The sequence below is a fragment of the Colwellia sp. KU-HH00111 genome, from assembly GCF_040362745.1.
In the GTDB taxonomy this organism is placed as follows: Bacteria; Pseudomonadota; Gammaproteobacteria; order Enterobacterales; family Alteromonadaceae; genus Colwellia.
Window position 1 is genome coordinate 227,727 of the sequence record NZ_BAABWO010000007.1, and the last position, 18,870, is coordinate 246,596.

An 18,870-nucleotide genomic window follows, 5' to 3' on the forward strand; every position below is an offset into this window, starting at 1 on the left:
GAGTCATTGATTTTTAACGTTTATATAAGACCCTAGCCTAAAGTGATTGTCCTTCATTACATTATTGGTGTGTCGTTTTTTTGACGTATACAGTTAGACTGCTGAATTACCGACTGAATGTTGTCGATTTATGGGTGATTTTGTGGGAGAGTAGATATTTTTGAAAATGCTCGGTCGCCAAGGGTTTACTGTATAAATAGCCCTGTAGTTGCTCACAACGTAACCCAGATAAAAAGCTCAGTTGTTGTTCGGTTTCAACCCCTTCGGCAACAACATCCATTCCTAAGTTATGGGCAATAGTCACTATGGTTGCAACCATATTTCTGCCTTGTTCAGACTCTTCAATGTCATCAACAAAGGCTTTATCAATTTTTAAGGTGTTTAAAGGGAATTTTTTCAAATAAGCTAAAGATGAATAACCCGTGCCAAAGTCATCTAGCGATAAATGAACGCCCAACGCGCGGATTTGCAACATGGTATCGATAGCTGTTTGTGGCGAGTCCATTACAGTGCCTTCGGTAATCTCTAATTCTAAGTATTTAGCGGGTAGTTGACTATCCTTTAAAATATTATCTATTTGAGAGACTAGGTTGTTTTGAGTAAACTGTACTGCGGACAGGTTAACGGCGACCCGGCCATCAAATAAACCAGAATCCACCCATTTTTTGGTAGCATAACAGGCTTTTCTTAGAACAATTTCACCAATATCAATAATTTGACCTGTTTCTTCTGAGACTGGAATAAATACGACTGGGCTGATAACCCCTCTGCTTGGGGTTTCAAAGCGAACTAAGGCTTCCATTCCGGCAATTCGTCCGGTGGCTATTTCAATTTTTGGTTGATAATAGACAGAAAAAGAGTCATCTTTTAAACCGTGTCGAATAAGGCTTTCAATTTGCAACCGTTTGACCGCCTTTTTATTCATAGACTCACTAAAGAATTGGTACTTATTACCGCCACTATCTTTGGCATGATACATGGCAGTATCGGCATTTTTTAATAATTCATGACCCGTCACACCATCTTCTGGAAAAAGTACAATGCCTATACTGCTGTAAAGGACAATTTCTTGGTTTTTTATTTTAAAAGGTTGAGCCACCATTTTTAAAATCGCTTTGGCCAATGATGTTATCGTATGAATATCATTTGTCCCTTCTATAATCAGGCTAAATTCATCTCCTCCTAATCGATAAACGCTATCCTGTTTACGCCCGAGTGTAAGCATACGTTTAGCCACTTGGCATAGGATGGCGTCACCGATTTGATGACCCAGAGAGTCATTGATTTTTTTGAAATTATCTAAATCAAATACCAGTAATGCATGAGAAATATTATTTTTCACTAAACGTGCTTGATGGGCTTGAAAGTAAGAGCGGTTGGGTAACCCTGTTAAAGTGTCAGAGCTTGCTAACTTTCTTAATTCGGCCTCGGTTTCTTTGCGTTTGGTAATGTCAGAGAACACCCCAACAAAATGAGAAATATTATGGTTTTCATCATGAATAATATCAATATTCAAGTCAGTTAAATATTTAGTGCCATCGGTGCGTAAACTTTCGATTTCACCATGCCAACTGCCTTTTGATTCTAAATGGTGCTTGATGTCTTGGGTGAAACTTTTGGGGTATTGGCTAAAGTTTAATGCCCGGCCGACCATTTGTTTTCTTGTTTTTCCAGTGATGCGTTGAAACGACTTGTTGACATCAACCGCAATAAATTGGCGATCGTAAATCACAACCGCATCTGATATGTTTTGAATACACCGAGCGAATAATTTTAATCGCTCTTCGGCTTTTTTTATTTGACTAATATCTTTTAGTGTACCTGTCATTCGCGCGGGGCTGTTGTTGTCGTCGCGCTCAACAATTTTTCCACGATCTAAAATCCACACCCAGCGATCATGTTTGTTTTTTACTCGGTAAGTCGCCTCAAAGTGATCGGTTTTTTCGGTGAAATGCTCTTCTAATGCTATTTTAACTCGCTCTAGATCATGGTGGTGAATGTTAGTTTTAACTTGCCCGGCACTATTTTTTTCAATACTTTTATTGCGAGTACCATCTTGAGGGAACTCTAAAATCCCCCAAATATTTGAGCGGTATATCTTGTCTGTGATGATATTCCAATCCCACATTTCATCGCCACTACCCCAGAGAGACAGTTTTAATCGCTCTTCACTTTCTTTAATTTGTGCGTGGTACAGGCGTTTATTTCTATACTGTTGAATAACATACGCTAAAAATAGTAAGGCGAGCACTCCATAGACTAACAACATAGTTGTGGATAACCACCAAGGTGGTAATACAAGTACATTTAATCGACTTGTTTTTGCATTTTCAGGGCTAAGAACATCATAGGCTTGTACTTCAAATACGTACTCACCTGGGTTTAAGTTAGTATAAGTCGCTCGGTTATTATTATTGCCAATATTTATTGCTGCATCGATCCAACCCTTTTCAAGACCAAGTAAACGGTAGCGATATCTTAATTGACTGTGTAATTTAATATTAGGGGTAGTGAATTCAAAGCTAATAGGAGACTGCTTGTATTCAATTTCAAGTTCAGTTAAAGCATCAAGCTGTTTATTTAAGGTAAAAAGACTCTCATTAGGTTCATTTATCGAGCTTTTAGAAGCAATATTAATACGTTTGTTAGCTATAAATAAGTTTGTAAAGATCGGTTGAGAAATATACTGATTAATTTGTAGTAAATCTTCTGGGCTAAAACTGTAAAAGCCATTTGGGCTTCCAAAATATAATTTTCCGCTTTTCGATTTTAGTACGGCTCTCTTTGTAAACTCGGGTGTGTTAATTCCGTAATCTGCATCAAAGTTAACAACAATATTTTTATTTGTCAGAATTGCTGTAAGTCCTTTATTTGTAGCAACCCATGCATTTTCCATTGAGTCAAAAGCAATAGAGGCAATGTAGTTGTTTTTTAGTTTATTGTTTTCATTGAAAATACTAATGTTCTTACTTTTCTTATCAAATAAGATGAGGCCGTGAGAGTCTGAGCCAATAATGACAGTCTTTTCGCTAACGCTAATGTTGTTAATCGATGACTTTTTGAAGTCTTTTCTAATCGTTGTGTTTAATGGAGTGAAATGTTTGTTTGCCGTTGAGAAATTTAGTAGGTCATTTTTAATAGTTACAAGCCAGAGTAGTTGATTTTCATCTTTTTCTATGTTGATTAGAGGTGGTATTCCTTTTTTAGAGTACTTAATAAAAGTCTGTTTGCTAGGTATGTAACTTGTTAAAACACCACTTTCATTTATAAACCAAAGGTTGTTATTAATTGTTTTTATTAATTTACTATCAATGTAGCCAGATTCGCTAAGCCATTTTTTATGTTCTACTAATTTGTTAGTCTCAGGGAAAAAATTAAAAAGATTATTTTTATCAGTATGTAACCAGATACTTCCATTGTCGCCAGCCAATATTTGCCTAATGTTTTTATGTGTGCTGAAATCTAGTTTTTTTACTTGAAGAGTATTATTTATTTGAAATAAGCCATTTTGCTCGGTTGCGAGCCATATTGTTCCGTCTTGCGCTTCAGCAAAAGACTCAATTCGATAACTTATAGTGCTATCACCAACCAACCCATGGTGAAAAAGATTAGCAAGGCTTGAGTACTTATTAAGCCCCCCACCATAACTTGCTAACCACATATTGTTATTCTTATCTTGAAAAATATCCATTAACCAGTTTTCACTCAAAGATGTTGGTTTTTGGTTACTTTGATAACTTTCAATTTGGTTGTTTAATAGGTTGATGACATTTAAACCATTTTGGGTGGCTAACCAAACCTGGTTGTCATCGAATTGATTAATGGCTCGGACAGTGTTTGATAATAACGATGTCTTTGTATTATCTTGTCTGGGTTGATTGGTTAAGTGTGAAACTAAACGATAGCGTTCATCAACAATATATAAACCATTATCAGTTGCTAACCAGTAGTTATTATCAATGAGCTCCATATCAAATAATGCATTGGCATTAATGTTCAAATGAAATTTATTTTGCCTTTTGAGCGAACCAATATAGTTAAGGTTTTTACTCAGTAAGTGTATTCCTTTGTCGAAACTGCCAAGCCAATAGTTTTCTTTTCTGTCTTGAAAAATAGTTTTTATTTCTCGAATACGCTCATCATAATTCCTCACTTTGATGCGGGTAAACTTGATGTCTTTAATCGCTGTGGCAACTGACAGGGTATGCAGTCCTTCAGAAGTTGATACCCAGAGCAACGGCGTTTGTTTAGATTTGATTATTTCAGTATTTTTATTTTGATAAATATTCCAAATAACATTATCTCTAAGTGACGATTCATTATGGCTCTCGTTGTAAAAATTATCAAAGTTGTCAAGCTCGATATTATAACGGCTTAAACCATTTTGGGTGCCGACCCACAAAGTGTTTTCACTATCGATAAATATTTTGCGAATAACATTATCGGCAATGGAATGTTGATTATTGGCATCATGTCGATAAATAACAAAGTTGGTACCATCAAAACGGTTTAGGCCATCTTCGGTTGCAAACCATATAAAACCCTGCTGGTCTTGGGTTACCCCAAATACATTAGAGTTTGAAAGGCCGTTTGCAGTAGATAATTGACTAAACTTTAATGGGTTTTTTCCTGATTCAATTAGCGTGCTTTTAATGGTTTCTGTGGTATCAGTTGTGCTTTGAGCTGCAGTTGCGGTGATTGAGCAAGAACTAAATAAAATAAAGCAGATTAGCTGCTTTCTAGCAAATGTAGGTGTTGTGCTAACAGTTATTCTATTTAGAAAATAGATGATAAATAATTTGAAAAAATATGAAAACACAAATCAACCTAAAATATAGAGAAAATGACAATTATAATCATTGTAAGATAAAATAAAAATCAAGCGACAGACCATTAAAAATCATGTGTTGTTTTAAGTCAACGTTTGTTACCGATTGATTTTTTAATAACTATTCTTTTATTGTCTCTTTATCGGCAGAGTTAAAATTTTCTTTTGTTATTTATAGTGAAATCAGTGTGTTTGCTTATATTTTCACCGTTTAATTCATTTTTGATCTGGTCTGCTAAGTCAGTACTGTCCTCTGGTACTGATAATAGTATGATGCGGTCTGGATTAGACATCGCGAGTAATTGATTATTGATGAAGCTTTTCACCTGCGAAAATTTTAACGTTAAAATGGCGGAAACTAACTGTTCTTTATGGGTGAAAAGCAAATCTTTATTGCATATTGCGGCCCAGAAACGTTGACTTTTTATCCGCAGGTTGTTGTCTTTTTCTTGAAGTTGCCCCGCTAATCCATGGATTAAATGGTGCCAATTTTGTTCACCCACTTCGTCTAACATAGATAAACTTTCAGTGATAAAATCATCAATAGCCTTTGTTAAGGTCACTGCGTCGGTATGTGGTGATTGAATATAAAACGCAATACCAGGATAGCGGTTTATTGGCACGTAACCTACTCCAACTAAATAGCCATATTGTTTTTCTGTTCTCATTTCTTGAAAAAACAAAGGGGATAAAAGGTGGCTAGTCACCATGGTGAGGGCGACTAAACTATGATCTCTGTTGGCAAGCGGATAATAGATTACCGTGGCATGATCATGCTCAGGGATCTTTAGGGGTAACACCTGAGTTTGTTTGTTGTTCATGTCAATAACGGGGCATTCTACAGCATGAGTGGAGCGATAGTTTTGGTTAAAAGCATGTTTGATATAACTGACGATTTGGTTGGCATGGCTGATGAGCCAGTTTCCATGAATTAATACTTCAAGTGTGACTTTTTCAAATAAATACTGAGTAAATTTTTGATATTGAGCAAAGGTAATTTGGTTAAGTGCGCAGGCTAACGCTTCAGCACTTGGGTTATTTGGTTGCATTAGAGAGCTTAGGGTAGAAAAAAGTTGTGAAATAGACTTGTTTTTATCACTATTTTGCCAATGTGTTATTAACTCTTGCTTTAAAAGTGCAAAGTTTTCTTGACTCACCTGATGGTGTTTTAATCGGTATAGCAGTTTTTCTATTAATATTGGCTGATTTTCACTAATACCTGACACTTGCAAGGTAATACCGCCTTGGTGGGCATAGAGGTGATAATGAATACAGGCGAGTTCTGCGTCGTAATTTTCTTCTACCACAGTATGAGTATAGAGATCGACAAATAAGCGTGTCATTGCAATATTTTCAATGCTGGCGATAGAGATTGGTGAATCAATACCAATATAAATATACCCTTTGGGTACCTTGAAGGTGGTGTCTTGTTTGTACCAGACAGATAAACCATCTGATGTTGCTATTTTTTTAGGTGATTTACAGGGGGATACATTATCATAAACTTGAGGTATACCGTTGATATAGGTGTTTTTTTTAGGTAAAAACAACCGCATCTCAGCAACAGAATTGTTATTGTTTGACGAAGATAATTCTCGCCAATGTGCCAGTAATTTTGATGGGATATTACTGACATGATAAGGCACTTGATACCAAAAGCTTGTCTTAGTGAATTGTTTTTTTTGACTGATTTGTATCACTCTAACATTGTCGGCATTCAAATAACTCAGTAAGTGGTTCACCTTGTCATCATCCATTCCGGTCATAATATAATCACCAAAAATGTAATCCTCACAAGGATAATGTTGCATATTTATCGCTAATTGACTGACATTATCTAACGGGCTGATTTTTTCATGATAGGTAAATGACAATTCAGCGAGCGCTTTTTTTTCTTGATAATAATAATGAGGAATGTTGGCGGATTTGAGCAAACCAATATACGAAAAAACAACACTTACAATATCATCGGTGTGTTCTTCACCTAACTTAGTTAAGCTAATACTAATGTTAAAGTCTTTAAAATTAGAGCCGTTTATCCCAGAGCCCGCAGTTAACTCCATAGCCCATTGTTTTTGTTTTAATGTTGCTAAAATACTGCCAGCACCTTCGTGTCCTATTAAATAAGCTAAAATAGATTCAGGTTTATCTTGGTAATATTTATCAATGCTCTCCATCGCAAAGCTGATAATTAATTGATGCTCATTTTTGACCGGATGAACATCAATATAGATGCCTTGGTGTTCAGGTAAATATAAAGGCTCGGTTATCTCAGGTAGTGATAAGTTACTATTTTTGATTTGACTAAATCTTGCTTTGACTAGGCTGGCTAATTCGCCTAAGGATTGGGGACCTTCTATGGCTAAAGTCATAAAGCTTGCTTGATAATAATAATTAAAAAAATCCTTCACTTCTTGGCTAATGCTTTGGCCATTTCTATCGTTAAGGGTATCGATATTTCCGACGGAAAATTGTGAGAAAGGGTGTTTTTGATTAATCGTTTCTTTATGTACATCGTATAATCGACGAACATCGTCTTTAAGTTTTAGCTTAAACTCAGCTTCAATATTTTTACGTTCTTTAGCGATAAACTCTTCGGCCAACAGTGGGGAAATAAAAAATTGACTGAAGCGATCGAGTGCTTCTTCAAAGTGTTGGTGGTGGATATCAAAATAAAAGCAGGTATGTTCTGTAGCGGTCCAAGCATTATTGCTGCCACCATGTTGACGAATAAATTTTTGATATTCGCTGCCATCAGGGTATGTAGTTGTCCCTAGAAATAACATATGTTCAAGAAAATGAGCTAATCCTTGCCTATCTGAAGGATCGTTAAAGTGACCTACATTTACTGCAAGTGCTGCAGCGCACTTGTCACTATCTTCATTATTAATCAATAAAACCCGTAAACCATTGTCCAAGGTAAGTGATTGATATTTTTTAAAATCATTTGGACTTTGTTTCAAGTAGATGGCTCCTCGCGTTGAAATGAAATAGTTAAATATAGCGTCGAAAAATTATAGGTTTATATTATCTAAATTACCTTATGGAATAACGAGAGATAATTTTATTCTTAACAGTTAATATTAAAGGAGTATAGTTTCTATTACTATAGCCGGAAAATTATTATATCCTCAAATATTTAGAGGATTTATTTGAACTAAACCGCCTAATACCAAGCTAATGTGCGGGAGATAAAATGAAAATATTTATTATGCGTCATGGAGAAGCGGCAAACGCTGCAGGTGAAGACTCTTTGAGACCACTTACAAAGCATGGTGCTTATGAAGCGCAAAAAATGGGGCATTGGTTGGCGGATAGTAAACTTGCGATGATAGGAGTTTTTGTGAGTCCTTATGTCAGAGCTCAGCAGACATGTACTCATATCACAGAGGCGCTATCAAAAGCGTCTCTGCTGGTTAACACTGAGATAACTACTTTAGATTTTATAACGCCATCAGGAAAAGCACCTCAGCTTCATGATTATATAGATGGTCTATTACAAGGTGGTTTTGATATGACCCAAGAGCAAGGTGTAAGCGATAATCAAGGGATTATGTTTGTTTCACATATGCCTTTTGTTAGTTATTTGGTTGGAGAATTAACGGGCTCGTCGAATATGCCAATATTTGCTACAGGCGCTATTGCCGTTATCGATTATGATGTGAAGCAAATGCACGGGCAGTTTGTTACTATGATATCACCACAAGATATTTAAATTGATTTTAGGTAAAGAGATTTAATTTTTAGTGAATTTATCTTTTAATTCGATCAAGGCTAATAGTGCTCCATTACCACCCCATTCCAATGGTGCTTGATGAAAGGCCATCACGTCAGGGTGTTGTACTAACCAATGGGGAACTTTATTTTTTAGTACTCTTGAACCAAGACCATGCACAATACAAATACACTGCGCATGCTCTTTCTGACAAGCGTACAAAAGAGCCGCTATTTCTTTTTTTGCTTGGTGCTGATCTAATCCGTGTAAATCTAGAATGAGATCCGGGCTATAGATACCACGACGCAAATTTTTCGCCTCAAAACTATCTACATCGGTACGCACATATTTTATTGGTCCCTGTGTGTTTAGATTGGGCTCAAACTCATCAGAAAAGTGAAACTGTGCCAAGGCTTTATTATTGTCTTTTAGCTTATTTTTTTTATGCAAGTAATGTTTAGGCTTGCTGACCTTTTTGGCAAAGTGTATGGTGTCCCCTTTTAAGGGCTTGACTTTGCCGATTGCTTGTTCAAATAACAGTTTGTCATCGGTCATTTGGGCTCTTTTAGGGATGTTTTCATTATCATAGTGGCAGTTTAAAAATATCTGCTAACCTTTACAAGTAATGAATGGCAAGAATCAATAACTTTTAGGAAAATATCGTGGCTAAATTAACCTCAGTAACAAGTCAATTACACACTATTGCAGACTACTGCCGATATGGTGCGACGCTGTTTAACCAATCAGAGCTTTTTTATGGTCACGGTAGTGATAATGCATTTACCGATGCTTATATCCTAGTGATGTATGCGTTGTCTTTACCTAATGATGTAGATGAAAGTATAATGACCTGTCATCTGATTGAGTCTGAAAAACAAAACATTTTAGCGTTGTTTAGCCGCCGTATTGAAGAACAAATACCTGTGGCTTATATCACAAATATTACGTACTTTGCGCAATTACCTTTTTACGTCGACCAACGGGTACTCGTGCCGCGCTCACCTATTGGGGAATTAATTGAAAATAAGTTTTTCCCCTATATTGCCGCCAATAATGAACCTAAGCGTGTTTTAGATTTATGTACAGGTAGTGGTTGTATAGCAATCGCTTGTGCGAGTTATTTTAGCGAGGCTGAAGTTGACGCCGTTGATTTATCAATCGATGCATTAAATGTGGCGCAAATGAATATTGAAAACCATGGGCTTTGTGAACAAGTTATTCCAATTCAATCTGATGTTTTTTCTGGGGTTGAAGGGCAAAGTTATGATTTAATTGTCAGTAATCCACCTTATGTCGATCAACAAGACATTGATAGTATGCCGAAAGAGTACCAGCATGAACCTGAAATAGGGTTAGGTTGTGGTCACGATGGCTTAGATATTGTCCGTGTGATTTTAGCGCAAAGTGCACAATACCTTAATGAGGGTGGGTTGTTATTTTGTGAGGTGGGTAATTCAGAGGTTCATGTGAGGGCTCTCTACCAAGAGGTGCCTTTTACTTGGCTTAATTTTGAGCGTGGTGGTCATGGTGTGTTTATGTTAACCAAGGCTCAATTGATTGAGTTTGCAGATGTTTTTACTGCAGCTTTAGAACACCATTAATTTGAAATATTAAAAACTTAAATAGACGTCGGAGTTAGAATGTCAGGCAATACCTTTGGAAAAATATTTACCGTAACCTCATTTGGTGAAAGCCATGGTTTAGGCCTTGGCGCTATTATTGACGGCTGCCCCCCGGGCATTGAATTATCCGAAGAGGATTTACAAGGTGATCTTGATAGAAGACGTCCTGGTAAATCTCGTTTTACTACCGCAAGAAACGAAGCGGATAAAGTTAAAATAATGTCAGGAGTATTTGAAGGAAAAACAACAGGTACACCCATTGGCCTACTTATTGAAAACACAGACCAACGCTCAAAAGATTACGGTAATATTGCCCAAAGTTTTCGACCAGGTCATGCGGATTACACTTACACACAAAAATATGGTTTAAGAGATTATCGTGGCGGTGGCCGTTCATCGGCAAGAGAAACCGCTATGCGAGTTGCTGCTGGCGCCGTAGCAAAAAAATATCTTTTGCAAAAATTTGGCATGAAAATACAAGCCTGTGTTACACAAATTGGTGACATTACTGCCACATCGGCAGACGGTTCGACACTTGATTTTGCAGACATCAATTGGCAAGATGTTGAACAAAATCAATTCTTTTTTCCTGACAACAGCAAACTTGAACAATTAGATCAGCATTTACGTGATGTTATGCGTGCTAAAGACTCAATCGGTGCGAAAGTCAGTGTAGTTGCCACCAATGTACCTGTTGGCTTAGGTGAGCCTATCTTCGACCGACTTGACGCTGAAATTGCTCATGGTTTGATGAGTATCAATGCGGTTAAAGGTGTTGAAATTGGCGATGGCTTTGCAGTGGTTAATCAAAAAGGCTCTGATCATAGAGACGAACTTACCCCCCAAGGATTTAGTAGTAACCATGCTGGTGGCGTGTTGGGTGGAATATCTTCAGGACAAAATATTATTGCCCATTTGGCATTAAAACCTACGTCAAGCATTGGCGTTAGTGGTAAAACTGTTAACTCGCAAGGTGAAGCGTCAGATATTATCACTAAAGGCCGACATGATCCCTGTGTTGGTATTCGCGCTGTGCCTATTGCTGAAGCCATGTTAGCGTTAACCTTGATGGATCATTATTTAAGACATAGAGCACAAAATGCCGATGTTGTTTGTGATACACCTGTGATTACACAAAATTAACGAGATATAAGTCGGGAAGTTAAGGATTTACGTTGTCATTATTTACTCGACTTGCTACAAGTTACTTTTTTTATTTTGCAATTTTAGGCTTAATATCACCTTATCTCTCAGTGTTCCTTGATGGCAAAGGTTTTACCTCGGTTGAGCTAGGTGAAATTTTTGCTATTCTTACCGCTACTAAAATTGTGGCACCTAGCTTATGGGCAATATTAGCTGATAAAACAGGCCAAAAATTACTGATTATTCGCCTTGGCGCATTGTTGGCATTATTAAGCTTTATCGTGTTGTTTTGGTTAAATAGTTATTGGCCAATTAGCTTCTGTTTAGCTTTGTTTAGTTTGTTTTGGACGGCGATTTTGCCGCAACTTGAAGTGTTTACCTTAACGTCAGTACGACATAGTAGCAAAATATACGCTCGTATTCGTTTGTGGGGAAGTCTTGGGTTTATCGTTTTAGCCGTGGTAGCTGGTCAAGTAATGGAGTACTACGCACCTGGCAATTTATTAAATAGCGAGGCTAATCTTTTTACCAATGCATTTGTGTGGATGGGCACGGTTATTTTATTGTGCTTGTTAATCTCTACCATGGTAATCAAGCCACAGCGAATAGTGAATAAACCACAACAACAAGCGTTGGCAATAACTGGTAAGTTACTTGATCTAAGGTTCATCATTTTTTTTATGGCAGGCGTGCTATTACAAATTAGTTTTGGGCCTTACTATGGTTTTTTTGCGTTATTTTTACGTGATTTAGCTTACCCTGGGGTAGCTGTTGGCTTGTTGATTTCTCTTGGCGTGGTCGCCGAAATACTTATTTTTATTTTTGCCAGTAGCTTTTTTAAAGCCTTTACATTAAAGGCTATTTTAATTGTTAGTTTAGCTGCTACTGCGCTTCGTTGGTTTATTGTTGCATTATATGCAGAGTCAATTTGGCTTTTAGCATTGACACAGCTGATTCATGCGGCAAGTTTTGCGCTGTTTCATAGCGCGTCAATGATTTTTATCAGTGAGCACTTTACGCGTTGTCAGCAATCGAGGGGGCAAGCAGTGTATTTAGGTGGTGTATATGGTGTAGGAGGGGCAATAGGTGCCTATATTGCTGGGGTTTTATGGCTTGATGGCCTTGGGGCAAGCACAACATTTTTAACCGCTAGTGTTTCAGCTTTTATTGCAGCCTTGCTAATGCTTTTTTGGCCAAAGACAATAAAAAAGCCCAGTCAATGACTGGGCAAAAATATAAACAAAGGGGAGGAACACTGAATAAACGAGTAAAGGTTAACTTTCGTGTAATAAGCTTTTGCCGTTGATGGCTATTTTTCGTGGTTTGAGCGCTTCAGGAATTTCTCTCAACAAGTCAACATGCAATAAACCGTTTTCCATAAAAGCACCTACTACTTTAACATGTTCTCCAAGTTGAAATTTTCTTTCAAAATTGCGTTCCGCAATACCTTGGTGTAAAAACTTTCTCATGGTTTGTTGTTCTTTATTATCAGTGCTTACGCTGTTCGCCTTGGTACCAATAATAATGAGGCTATTGTCTTTTGACTCTATATCAATGTCTTGTTCAGCAAACCCTGCAACGGCCATGGTGATTCTGTATTTATCTTCGGCTAATAACTCTACGTTATAAGGGGGATAAGATGATTGTTTGTCAGCACGTGATGCCTTGTCTATTAAGCCAGCTAAGTGGTCAAAGCCAATAAATGAACGATAAAGTGGGCTGAAATCTGTAGTTGTACGCATAGTAAAATATCCTAATAATTAGCAATAATAATATTATCAAGCAATGAGAGACGTTAACTAAGCTTTTCTGCAGCGTTTTATTTTTACCAACGAGGTTGCATAAAAACAAAATAATTCTGTGCTATAGAGAAAACTGAGCGAAACTCATTGAAAAATAATGCTGCCTTTCTAAATGAACAGGCAATGAGTTTATACCCTTTGGTATAGTGTAGCCCCTAAGGCGACTACACTATAAGAGATGGGAACGATGTTTTCTTTTTCAAGGAGATTAACGAAAAAATTTTATGAAAAGGCCGTTGGAGTGGTTCTATATGTTGCTAATATCACCTGATTTATATTATTTTTTTTCCGTGCTAATACTTTGTACATCAGCTAGTGCAGGGGCAATAGCTTTTACTGCATCCAATGCTTTTTCGTAATCTGGGTGCTCAGAAATATTAGCTACTAATTCTTTATATTTTATTAAACCTTGGTTGTCGATAATAAAAATAGCACGGGTGAGTAATCCCATATCTTTAATAATTAAACCATAGCTTTCACCAAAATTTCGCCAAACTGAGTCTGACAATACTTTTATTTGCTCAACACTTTCTACTTTACAAAAGCGTTTTTGTGCAAAGGGCAAATCATTGCTAATGGTTAGTAACGTAATATTCTTAGGTAATTTTGCTGCTTCTTCATTAAAGCGTTTGGTTTGCAAGGAGCAAACACCTGTATCTAAGCTTGGCACCACAGAGATTAAAACGGTTTGATTTTTAAAGTCTGATAATTGTACCGGGGTAAAGTTTTTATCTACTACTTTAAAATTAGGTGCTTGCTCATTGATGGCAACTTGAGTACCTAATAAAGTGACGTACTTGTTGTTTGCTTTTACTAAGTTTTGTGTTTGCGTCAAATTGTTATTAGCCAATGCTAATGTATTTACAGTAAAGCTTAAACAGGTTAAAAACAGCGTAAATAAAAGTTTTTTTGCAATAAATAAATTCATCATGTTTTCAGGTTATTGAAGGAAAAAATAAGTTTACCGTTTTTCTTGTTTGATTTCTGTATTATTTTTTTAAATTACTGTAAAGATATTGAAAAATAACCTATTGTTAGTATTAACATGAGAAAAATAACAACAAAGGTTAATGTAGAGGCTGCTTTTCATTAATTTTTATTTATCAAAGGTGATGCTTTTTATGTCAACTAAGCTATTAATTTGTGATGATTCAAATATGGCACGTAAACAGCTAGCTCGCTCTTTGCCTGATGGTTGGGATGTCGATGTCAGCTTTGCAACCAATGGTGTTGAAGGGGTTGCTGCAATTAAAGAAGGCAAAGGTGATGTGCTATTGCTTGATTTAAATATGCCAGAGATGGATGGATATCAAGTACTTGAAGCTATTTTAAAGCAGGATTTACCCACGTTAACTATCGTTGTTTCTGGTGATATACAACCGGAAGCTCACAAACGTGTAACCAGCTTAGGTGCACTGGATTTTATACAAAAACCTGTGAATAAAGAGAAATTAACGGAAGTGCTACTCGCTTATGGCGTGTTCACTAAAGCAGATCAGCAATCAATAGTTGAAGCTGATATAGCTGCTGAGTCAGTAGAAGTGGCAGAGCAGTCTCCAATTACTGAGCCTAAAGTTGAGCAATCTGCCAAGGATAACCCTAGCATTGATACACCTTTGTCGCCTCAAACTCCTCAAGTGGAAACCTCTGATGTTTCAAACGAAGCACCATTGACACTTTCATCTGATTTACGAGATTGTTATCAAGAGGTATCGAATGTAGCAATGGGCAGAGCAGGGGATTTGTTGGCACGCTTGCTTAATGTATTTGTTGAACTGCCTATTCCAAACGTTAACTTTATTGAAGTGAGTGAGCTAAGCATGGCTCTGAGGGATGTTGAATCAAATGAAAGTACTTCGGGTATTTGTCAGGGCTTTATTAGTGCTGGTATTTCAGGTGAAGCATTATTAATTTTAAATGACTCAAGCTTTAAAGATGTTGCATCCTTGATGAATTATCAGTATGCAGAAAATGAAGGCACAGAGCTAGAGTTATTGATGGATTTATCTAACGTTTTAATTGGTGCTTGTTTAAAAGGTTTTTCAGAGCAACTTGATATTGATTTCAGCCAAGGTCATCCGGTGGTGTTAGGACAACATAGAAAAATCTCAGAATTAGTTGCCAACAATGCCAATAAATGGGCAAAAACTTTAGCCATTGAAATAAGCTATAGTATTGAAAATTATCCAATTAAATGTGACTTATTGTTATTGTTCACCGAGCACTCAATGATAGCGTTAAATAATAAGCTCATGTACCTAATTGAGTAATTTCATCTAGGTTAAGTAAAACTAATACATACACAGAAATGGGATCAGCCATGACATTAGAATCTTCACAATTAAATGAATTACACTGGTTAATGGAGATGCTCCACAACATTGATGTTGGCTTAGTTGTTTTAGATAAAGATTATAAAGTACAAATTTTTAATGGCTTTATGGAAAACCATAGTGGTTATTTACCTAGAGAAGTCAAAGGGAAAGTGTTATTTGATTTGTTTGATGAAATTCCACAGGAGTGGTTTAAACGCAAAGCTGAATCAGTATTTTTATTAAAAAATAAAGCCTTTACCATTTGGGAACAGCGACCTTATTTGTTTAAATTTAACAGTTATCGTCCGATCACAGGTAGCGCTAATTATATGTATCAAAATACCACTTTTATCCCGTTACTCTCAACAACGGGTGAAGTGAGTCATTTATGTTTGCTTGTTTATGATATGACCGATAATGCAATGCATAAAATGAGTTTGGAAGCGGCTAATGAAGAGCTTGGTGTCTTAAGTCAAACTGACGGTCTAACAGGGCTTTTTAATCGTACCCATTGGGAAAACTGCTTACAAACAGAATATAAGCGATGGACACGCAGTCAAAACCCGAGTTCATTAGTTATGTTAGATATAGATCACTTCAAAGCAGTAAATGATAATCATGGGCATATGGTGGGTGATGAAGTGATTCGCCATATTTCGGCTTTGATCCGCTCGCATGTTAGAGAAACAGATACTTCAGGACGCTATGGCGGTGAAGAGTTTACCATTCTACTTGCTGATACTTCTGCAGAAAATGCGTTTGTTTTTGCTGAACGTTTACGTAAAGAAGTCGAGGCTGCTGTGGTCAAATATAATGATATTGAACTTAACTACACCATTAGTTTGGGCGTAGCTGAGGTTGATTCGTCAATTAAAAATTATGAAGCTTGGATTGAAAGCGCTGATGCTGCACTGTATCACGCTAAAGAAAATGGAAGAAATAAGGTTAGTATATATAAATCAGATTAATGGTTGAATTGCTTCACTAAGTAACGTTTTTACGCTCAAGTGCCTTTGCTATGATTAATGGAATGATCATTAGCAATAGTAATATTAGTTGCGGCCATTGACTATAAGGTGTTTTTCCAGTGACTAACGGAACTTCTGCATTTAGGACTATTTCTTGAAATTGTGGAACGCGAGCAATAAACTGTCCTTGATGATCAACGACAGCCGTAATGCCGTTGTTGGTTGCGCGTAATAATGGCCTGCCAAATTCTAATGCGCGCATTCGAGCAATTTCCATATGCTGGTGAGGTCCATGAGAGCCACCAAACCAAGCGTCATTACTTACCGTTAATAATAAATCAGTTGTGTTTGCGTAATTGGCTGCCAGTTGATGTGGAAAAGCAATTTCAAAGCAAAGTAACGGTAATAAATGTAAATTGTTAGCAACTAAGTTTTTTTGAATGTAGTTCCCTCTCGCAAAAGAAGATTGAGGTAGGTTAAATAACGGCGCTAAAGGTCTTAGCCATTCTTGAAAAGGAACAAATTCGCCAATGGGTAATAGGTGGTGCTTGGAGTAACGATTGCGATGATTATAGTAATAGCCTTGTTCATCATCCGCTTGCTGCTTACCTAATACAACAAGGCTATTAAAGTACTCTTTACTTTCAAAATTATAGTTAAGGATACCGGTAATGATAGCACTATCGTTTAACAGGGCTGAGCGATTTACAGTGCTTAAATAATCCTGCACTGTTGGCTCTTGTGCTGGAATAGCTGATTCAGGCCAGATAATGAGCTCTGCATCGAAGTTTACTCTACTTAGATCTAAATATTTGAGCATGGTTGGCCATTCTTGCTCGGGTGCCCATTTTATTGATTGAGCGATGTTCCCCTGAACTAAAGCGACTTTTGTCGTTGTGCCTGTCGGTAAAACCCAACTAACTTTGCCCAAAATAACGCTTAATGAAGCTACTATAAGGAATAACCCCACAGCGTATCTTGTATTTTTGGAGCGATTGATTTTTTTGCGATTGATTAGATTAACCCAATTAACATTGATCATGATCACTAAGGCAGTGATACCGACTTCGCCAATAATAGGAGCAAAGTTTGCCAATGGGCTATCTATTTGGCTGTAACCTAACGACAACCACGGAAAACCAGTCAGAAATACACTTCGTAAGTATTCGCTAATCAGCCAAAACGAGGGTAGCAGCCACAAATTAAGCTGACGTTTTTTTGAAAACCTCGCCGTTAAATAGGCCGCTAAAGCAGGAAAGATAGCTAAATATAAACAAAGTAATAACATCAAGCCAAGTGATAGCATTAACGGCAAGCCGCCAAACTGATCAATACTCACATGCACCCAACTGATACCACTGGCAAACCAGCCAAAAGCAAAAACCCCCATGAGTTTAGCGGCTTTTTTAGGTGGTTGGCGTTGAATTTGATTAAAAACAAACGCCGGGAGTATCAAGGTTAAATACCACTGAGAGAAAGGTGCGTAAGCAAGCACTAAGCTTAAACCTGTGATAAAGCACAACCAGTATTCTTTATAGCTTATACTTTTTTTAAAGCGAGAATACCATGCAGTAACGCTAGTTTTAATCACTCACTTTACCATTGATTTTATGTTTTTTCGCGACGGTTACTTTTAGCATTTGCATGCAGCGGGTATCTGCAGCAACCACCTTAAATTCAAAAGCACCTATAGTGACTTTTTCACCTTTTTGCGGCATATGATTGATTTTTTGTAAAACAATACCGGCAATAGTATCTGCCGATTTTTCATTAAATTTACTGTTAAAGTATTCGTTAAAGTCTGCCAGTGGCGTTAATGCTCTGACTAGATAAACATTGCCGGCAAGTATTTTGATGTCTTCTTCAATATCATCATCGGTTTCATCCTCAATTTCACCCACTATTTGTTCGAGAATGTCTTCAATGGTAACCACACCAGAAATACCACCGTATTCATCGGCAACTAATGCCATGTGATAACGGTTAGAGCGAAACTCTTTCAATAAAGGCTCTACTTTTTTACTTTCAGGAACAATAATCGCAGGACGGATGAAATTACTTAAAATAAACTCATCATTAGTACTTTTTCCAAACCCAAAAGCGAGCAGATCTTTTGCCAACAAAATACCATCAACATGGTCAATATCTTCATTTACTACGGGAAATCGAGAATGGCCTGACTCTAAGATAATAGGTAAAAACTCTTCCAGAACTTGGTTTCTATCAATGGTAACCATTTGCGAGCGAGGTATCATGATATCTCGAACACGCATTTCTGAAACGCCCAATACACCTTCAATCATTAGTTTGGTTTCAGGATTAATAAGTTCACGACTTTGAGCATCAGATAATACATCAACCAAGTCATTTTTATTTTTCGGCTCAGAGCTAAAAAGTTGGATAAATTTAGTCAACAGAGACTTTTTATTTGAGCCGTTATTCTGGTGGGGGTTGTCATCGCTCATAGAGCTTTTTAA

Annotated in this window: 13 protein-coding genes; 6 read left to right on the top strand and 7 right to left on the bottom strand. The window is 37.0% G+C overall.

Annotated elements, in window-relative coordinates:
• Positions 1-106: 106 nt before the first annotated feature.
• Both ABXG98_RS14235 and ABXG98_RS14240 read right to left on the bottom strand, forming a co-directional pair.
• The gene (locus ABXG98_RS14235) at positions 107-4,819 is read right to left on the bottom strand and encodes an EAL domain-containing protein (RefSeq protein ID WP_353539352.1); all 4,713 of its coding nucleotides are present in this window, start codon (positions 4,817-4,819) and stop codon (positions 107-109) included.
• A 161-nt stretch (positions 4,820-4,980) separates the two neighbouring features.
• Positions 4,981-7,791 carry an insulinase family protein gene (locus tag ABXG98_RS14240; protein WP_353539353.1) on the bottom strand — a complete coding sequence of 937 codons (2,811 nt, stop codon included), beginning with the start codon at positions 7,789-7,791 and terminating at the stop codon, positions 4,981-4,983.
• Positions 7,792-8,024: 233 nt separating this feature from the next.
• Between ABXG98_RS14240 and sixA the strand changes: the two genes are divergently transcribed.
• Positions 8,025-8,543, top strand: coding sequence for a phosphohistidine phosphatase SixA (gene sixA, locus ABXG98_RS14245; protein ID WP_353539354.1), 519 nt, complete (start codon positions 8,025-8,027; stop codon positions 8,541-8,543).
• A 21-nt stretch (positions 8,544-8,564) separates the two neighbouring features.
• Here the strand turns inward: sixA and smrB are convergent, their stop codons facing one another.
• A complete protein-coding gene (gene smrB / locus ABXG98_RS14250; protein WP_353539355.1) occupies positions 8,565-9,098 on the bottom strand; it encodes an endonuclease SmrB in 534 nt (177 codons plus the stop codon).
• A gap of 107 nt (positions 9,099-9,205) precedes the next feature.
• Here smrB and prmB point away from each other — a divergent pair, with 107 nt between their 5' ends.
• The 3 genes from prmB to ABXG98_RS14265 are packed head-to-tail and all read left to right on the top strand — an operon-like array spanning position 9,206 to position 12,531.
• Positions 9,206-10,144 (top strand): 50S ribosomal protein L3 N(5)-glutamine methyltransferase, encoded by a 939-nt coding sequence (gene prmB, locus ABXG98_RS14255; protein WP_353539356.1) that lies wholly within the window; start codon positions 9,206-9,208, stop codon positions 10,142-10,144.
• A 39-nt stretch (positions 10,145-10,183) separates the two neighbouring features.
• Positions 10,184-11,308 carry a chorismate synthase gene (gene aroC, locus ABXG98_RS14260; protein ID WP_353539357.1) on the top strand — a complete coding sequence of 375 codons (1,125 nt, stop codon included), beginning with the start codon at positions 10,184-10,186 and terminating at the stop codon, positions 11,306-11,308.
• A gap of 32 nt (positions 11,309-11,340) precedes the next feature.
• Positions 11,341-12,531: an MFS transporter gene (locus tag ABXG98_RS14265; RefSeq protein ID WP_353539358.1), complete on the top strand. Its 1,191-nt coding sequence runs from the start codon at positions 11,341-11,343 to the stop codon at positions 12,529-12,531.
• A 51-nt stretch (positions 12,532-12,582) separates the two neighbouring features.
• Here the strand turns inward: ABXG98_RS14265 and ABXG98_RS14270 are convergent, their stop codons facing one another.
• Positions 12,583-13,050 carry an Hsp20 family protein gene (locus ABXG98_RS14270; RefSeq protein WP_353539359.1) on the bottom strand — a complete coding sequence of 156 codons (468 nt, stop codon included), beginning with the start codon at positions 13,048-13,050 and terminating at the stop codon, positions 12,583-12,585.
• 337 nt (positions 13,051-13,387) lie between these two features.
• Positions 13,388-14,041, bottom strand: a complete 654-nt coding sequence (gene tpx, locus ABXG98_RS14275; RefSeq protein ID WP_353539360.1) for a thiol peroxidase — start codon at positions 14,039-14,041, stop codon at positions 13,388-13,390.
• A 190-nt stretch (positions 14,042-14,231) separates the two neighbouring features.
• Between tpx and ABXG98_RS14280 the strand changes: the two genes are divergently transcribed.
• A complete protein-coding gene (locus ABXG98_RS14280; protein WP_353539361.1) occupies positions 14,232-15,380 on the top strand; it encodes a response regulator in 1,149 nt (382 codons plus the stop codon).
• A gap of 50 nt (positions 15,381-15,430) precedes the next feature.
• Positions 15,431-16,393, top strand: coding sequence for a GGDEF domain-containing protein (locus ABXG98_RS14285; RefSeq protein ID WP_353539362.1), 963 nt, complete (start codon positions 15,431-15,433; stop codon positions 16,391-16,393).
• 16 nt (positions 16,394-16,409) lie between these two features.
• Here ABXG98_RS14285 and lnt read toward each other — a convergent pair whose 3' ends face one another.
• Together lnt and ABXG98_RS14295 are read right to left on the bottom strand one after the other, a co-directional pair.
• Positions 16,410-17,984: an apolipoprotein N-acyltransferase gene (gene lnt, locus ABXG98_RS14290; RefSeq protein WP_353539363.1), complete on the bottom strand. Its 1,575-nt coding sequence runs from the start codon at positions 17,982-17,984 to the stop codon at positions 16,410-16,412.
• The gene (locus ABXG98_RS14295) at positions 17,977-18,858 is read right to left on the bottom strand and encodes a CorC family transporter (protein ID WP_353539364.1); all 882 of its coding nucleotides are present in this window, start codon (positions 18,856-18,858) and stop codon (positions 17,977-17,979) included. Before ABXG98_RS14295 ends, lnt begins: the two co-directional genes overlap by 8 nt.
• Positions 18,859-18,870 lie beyond the last annotated feature (12 nt).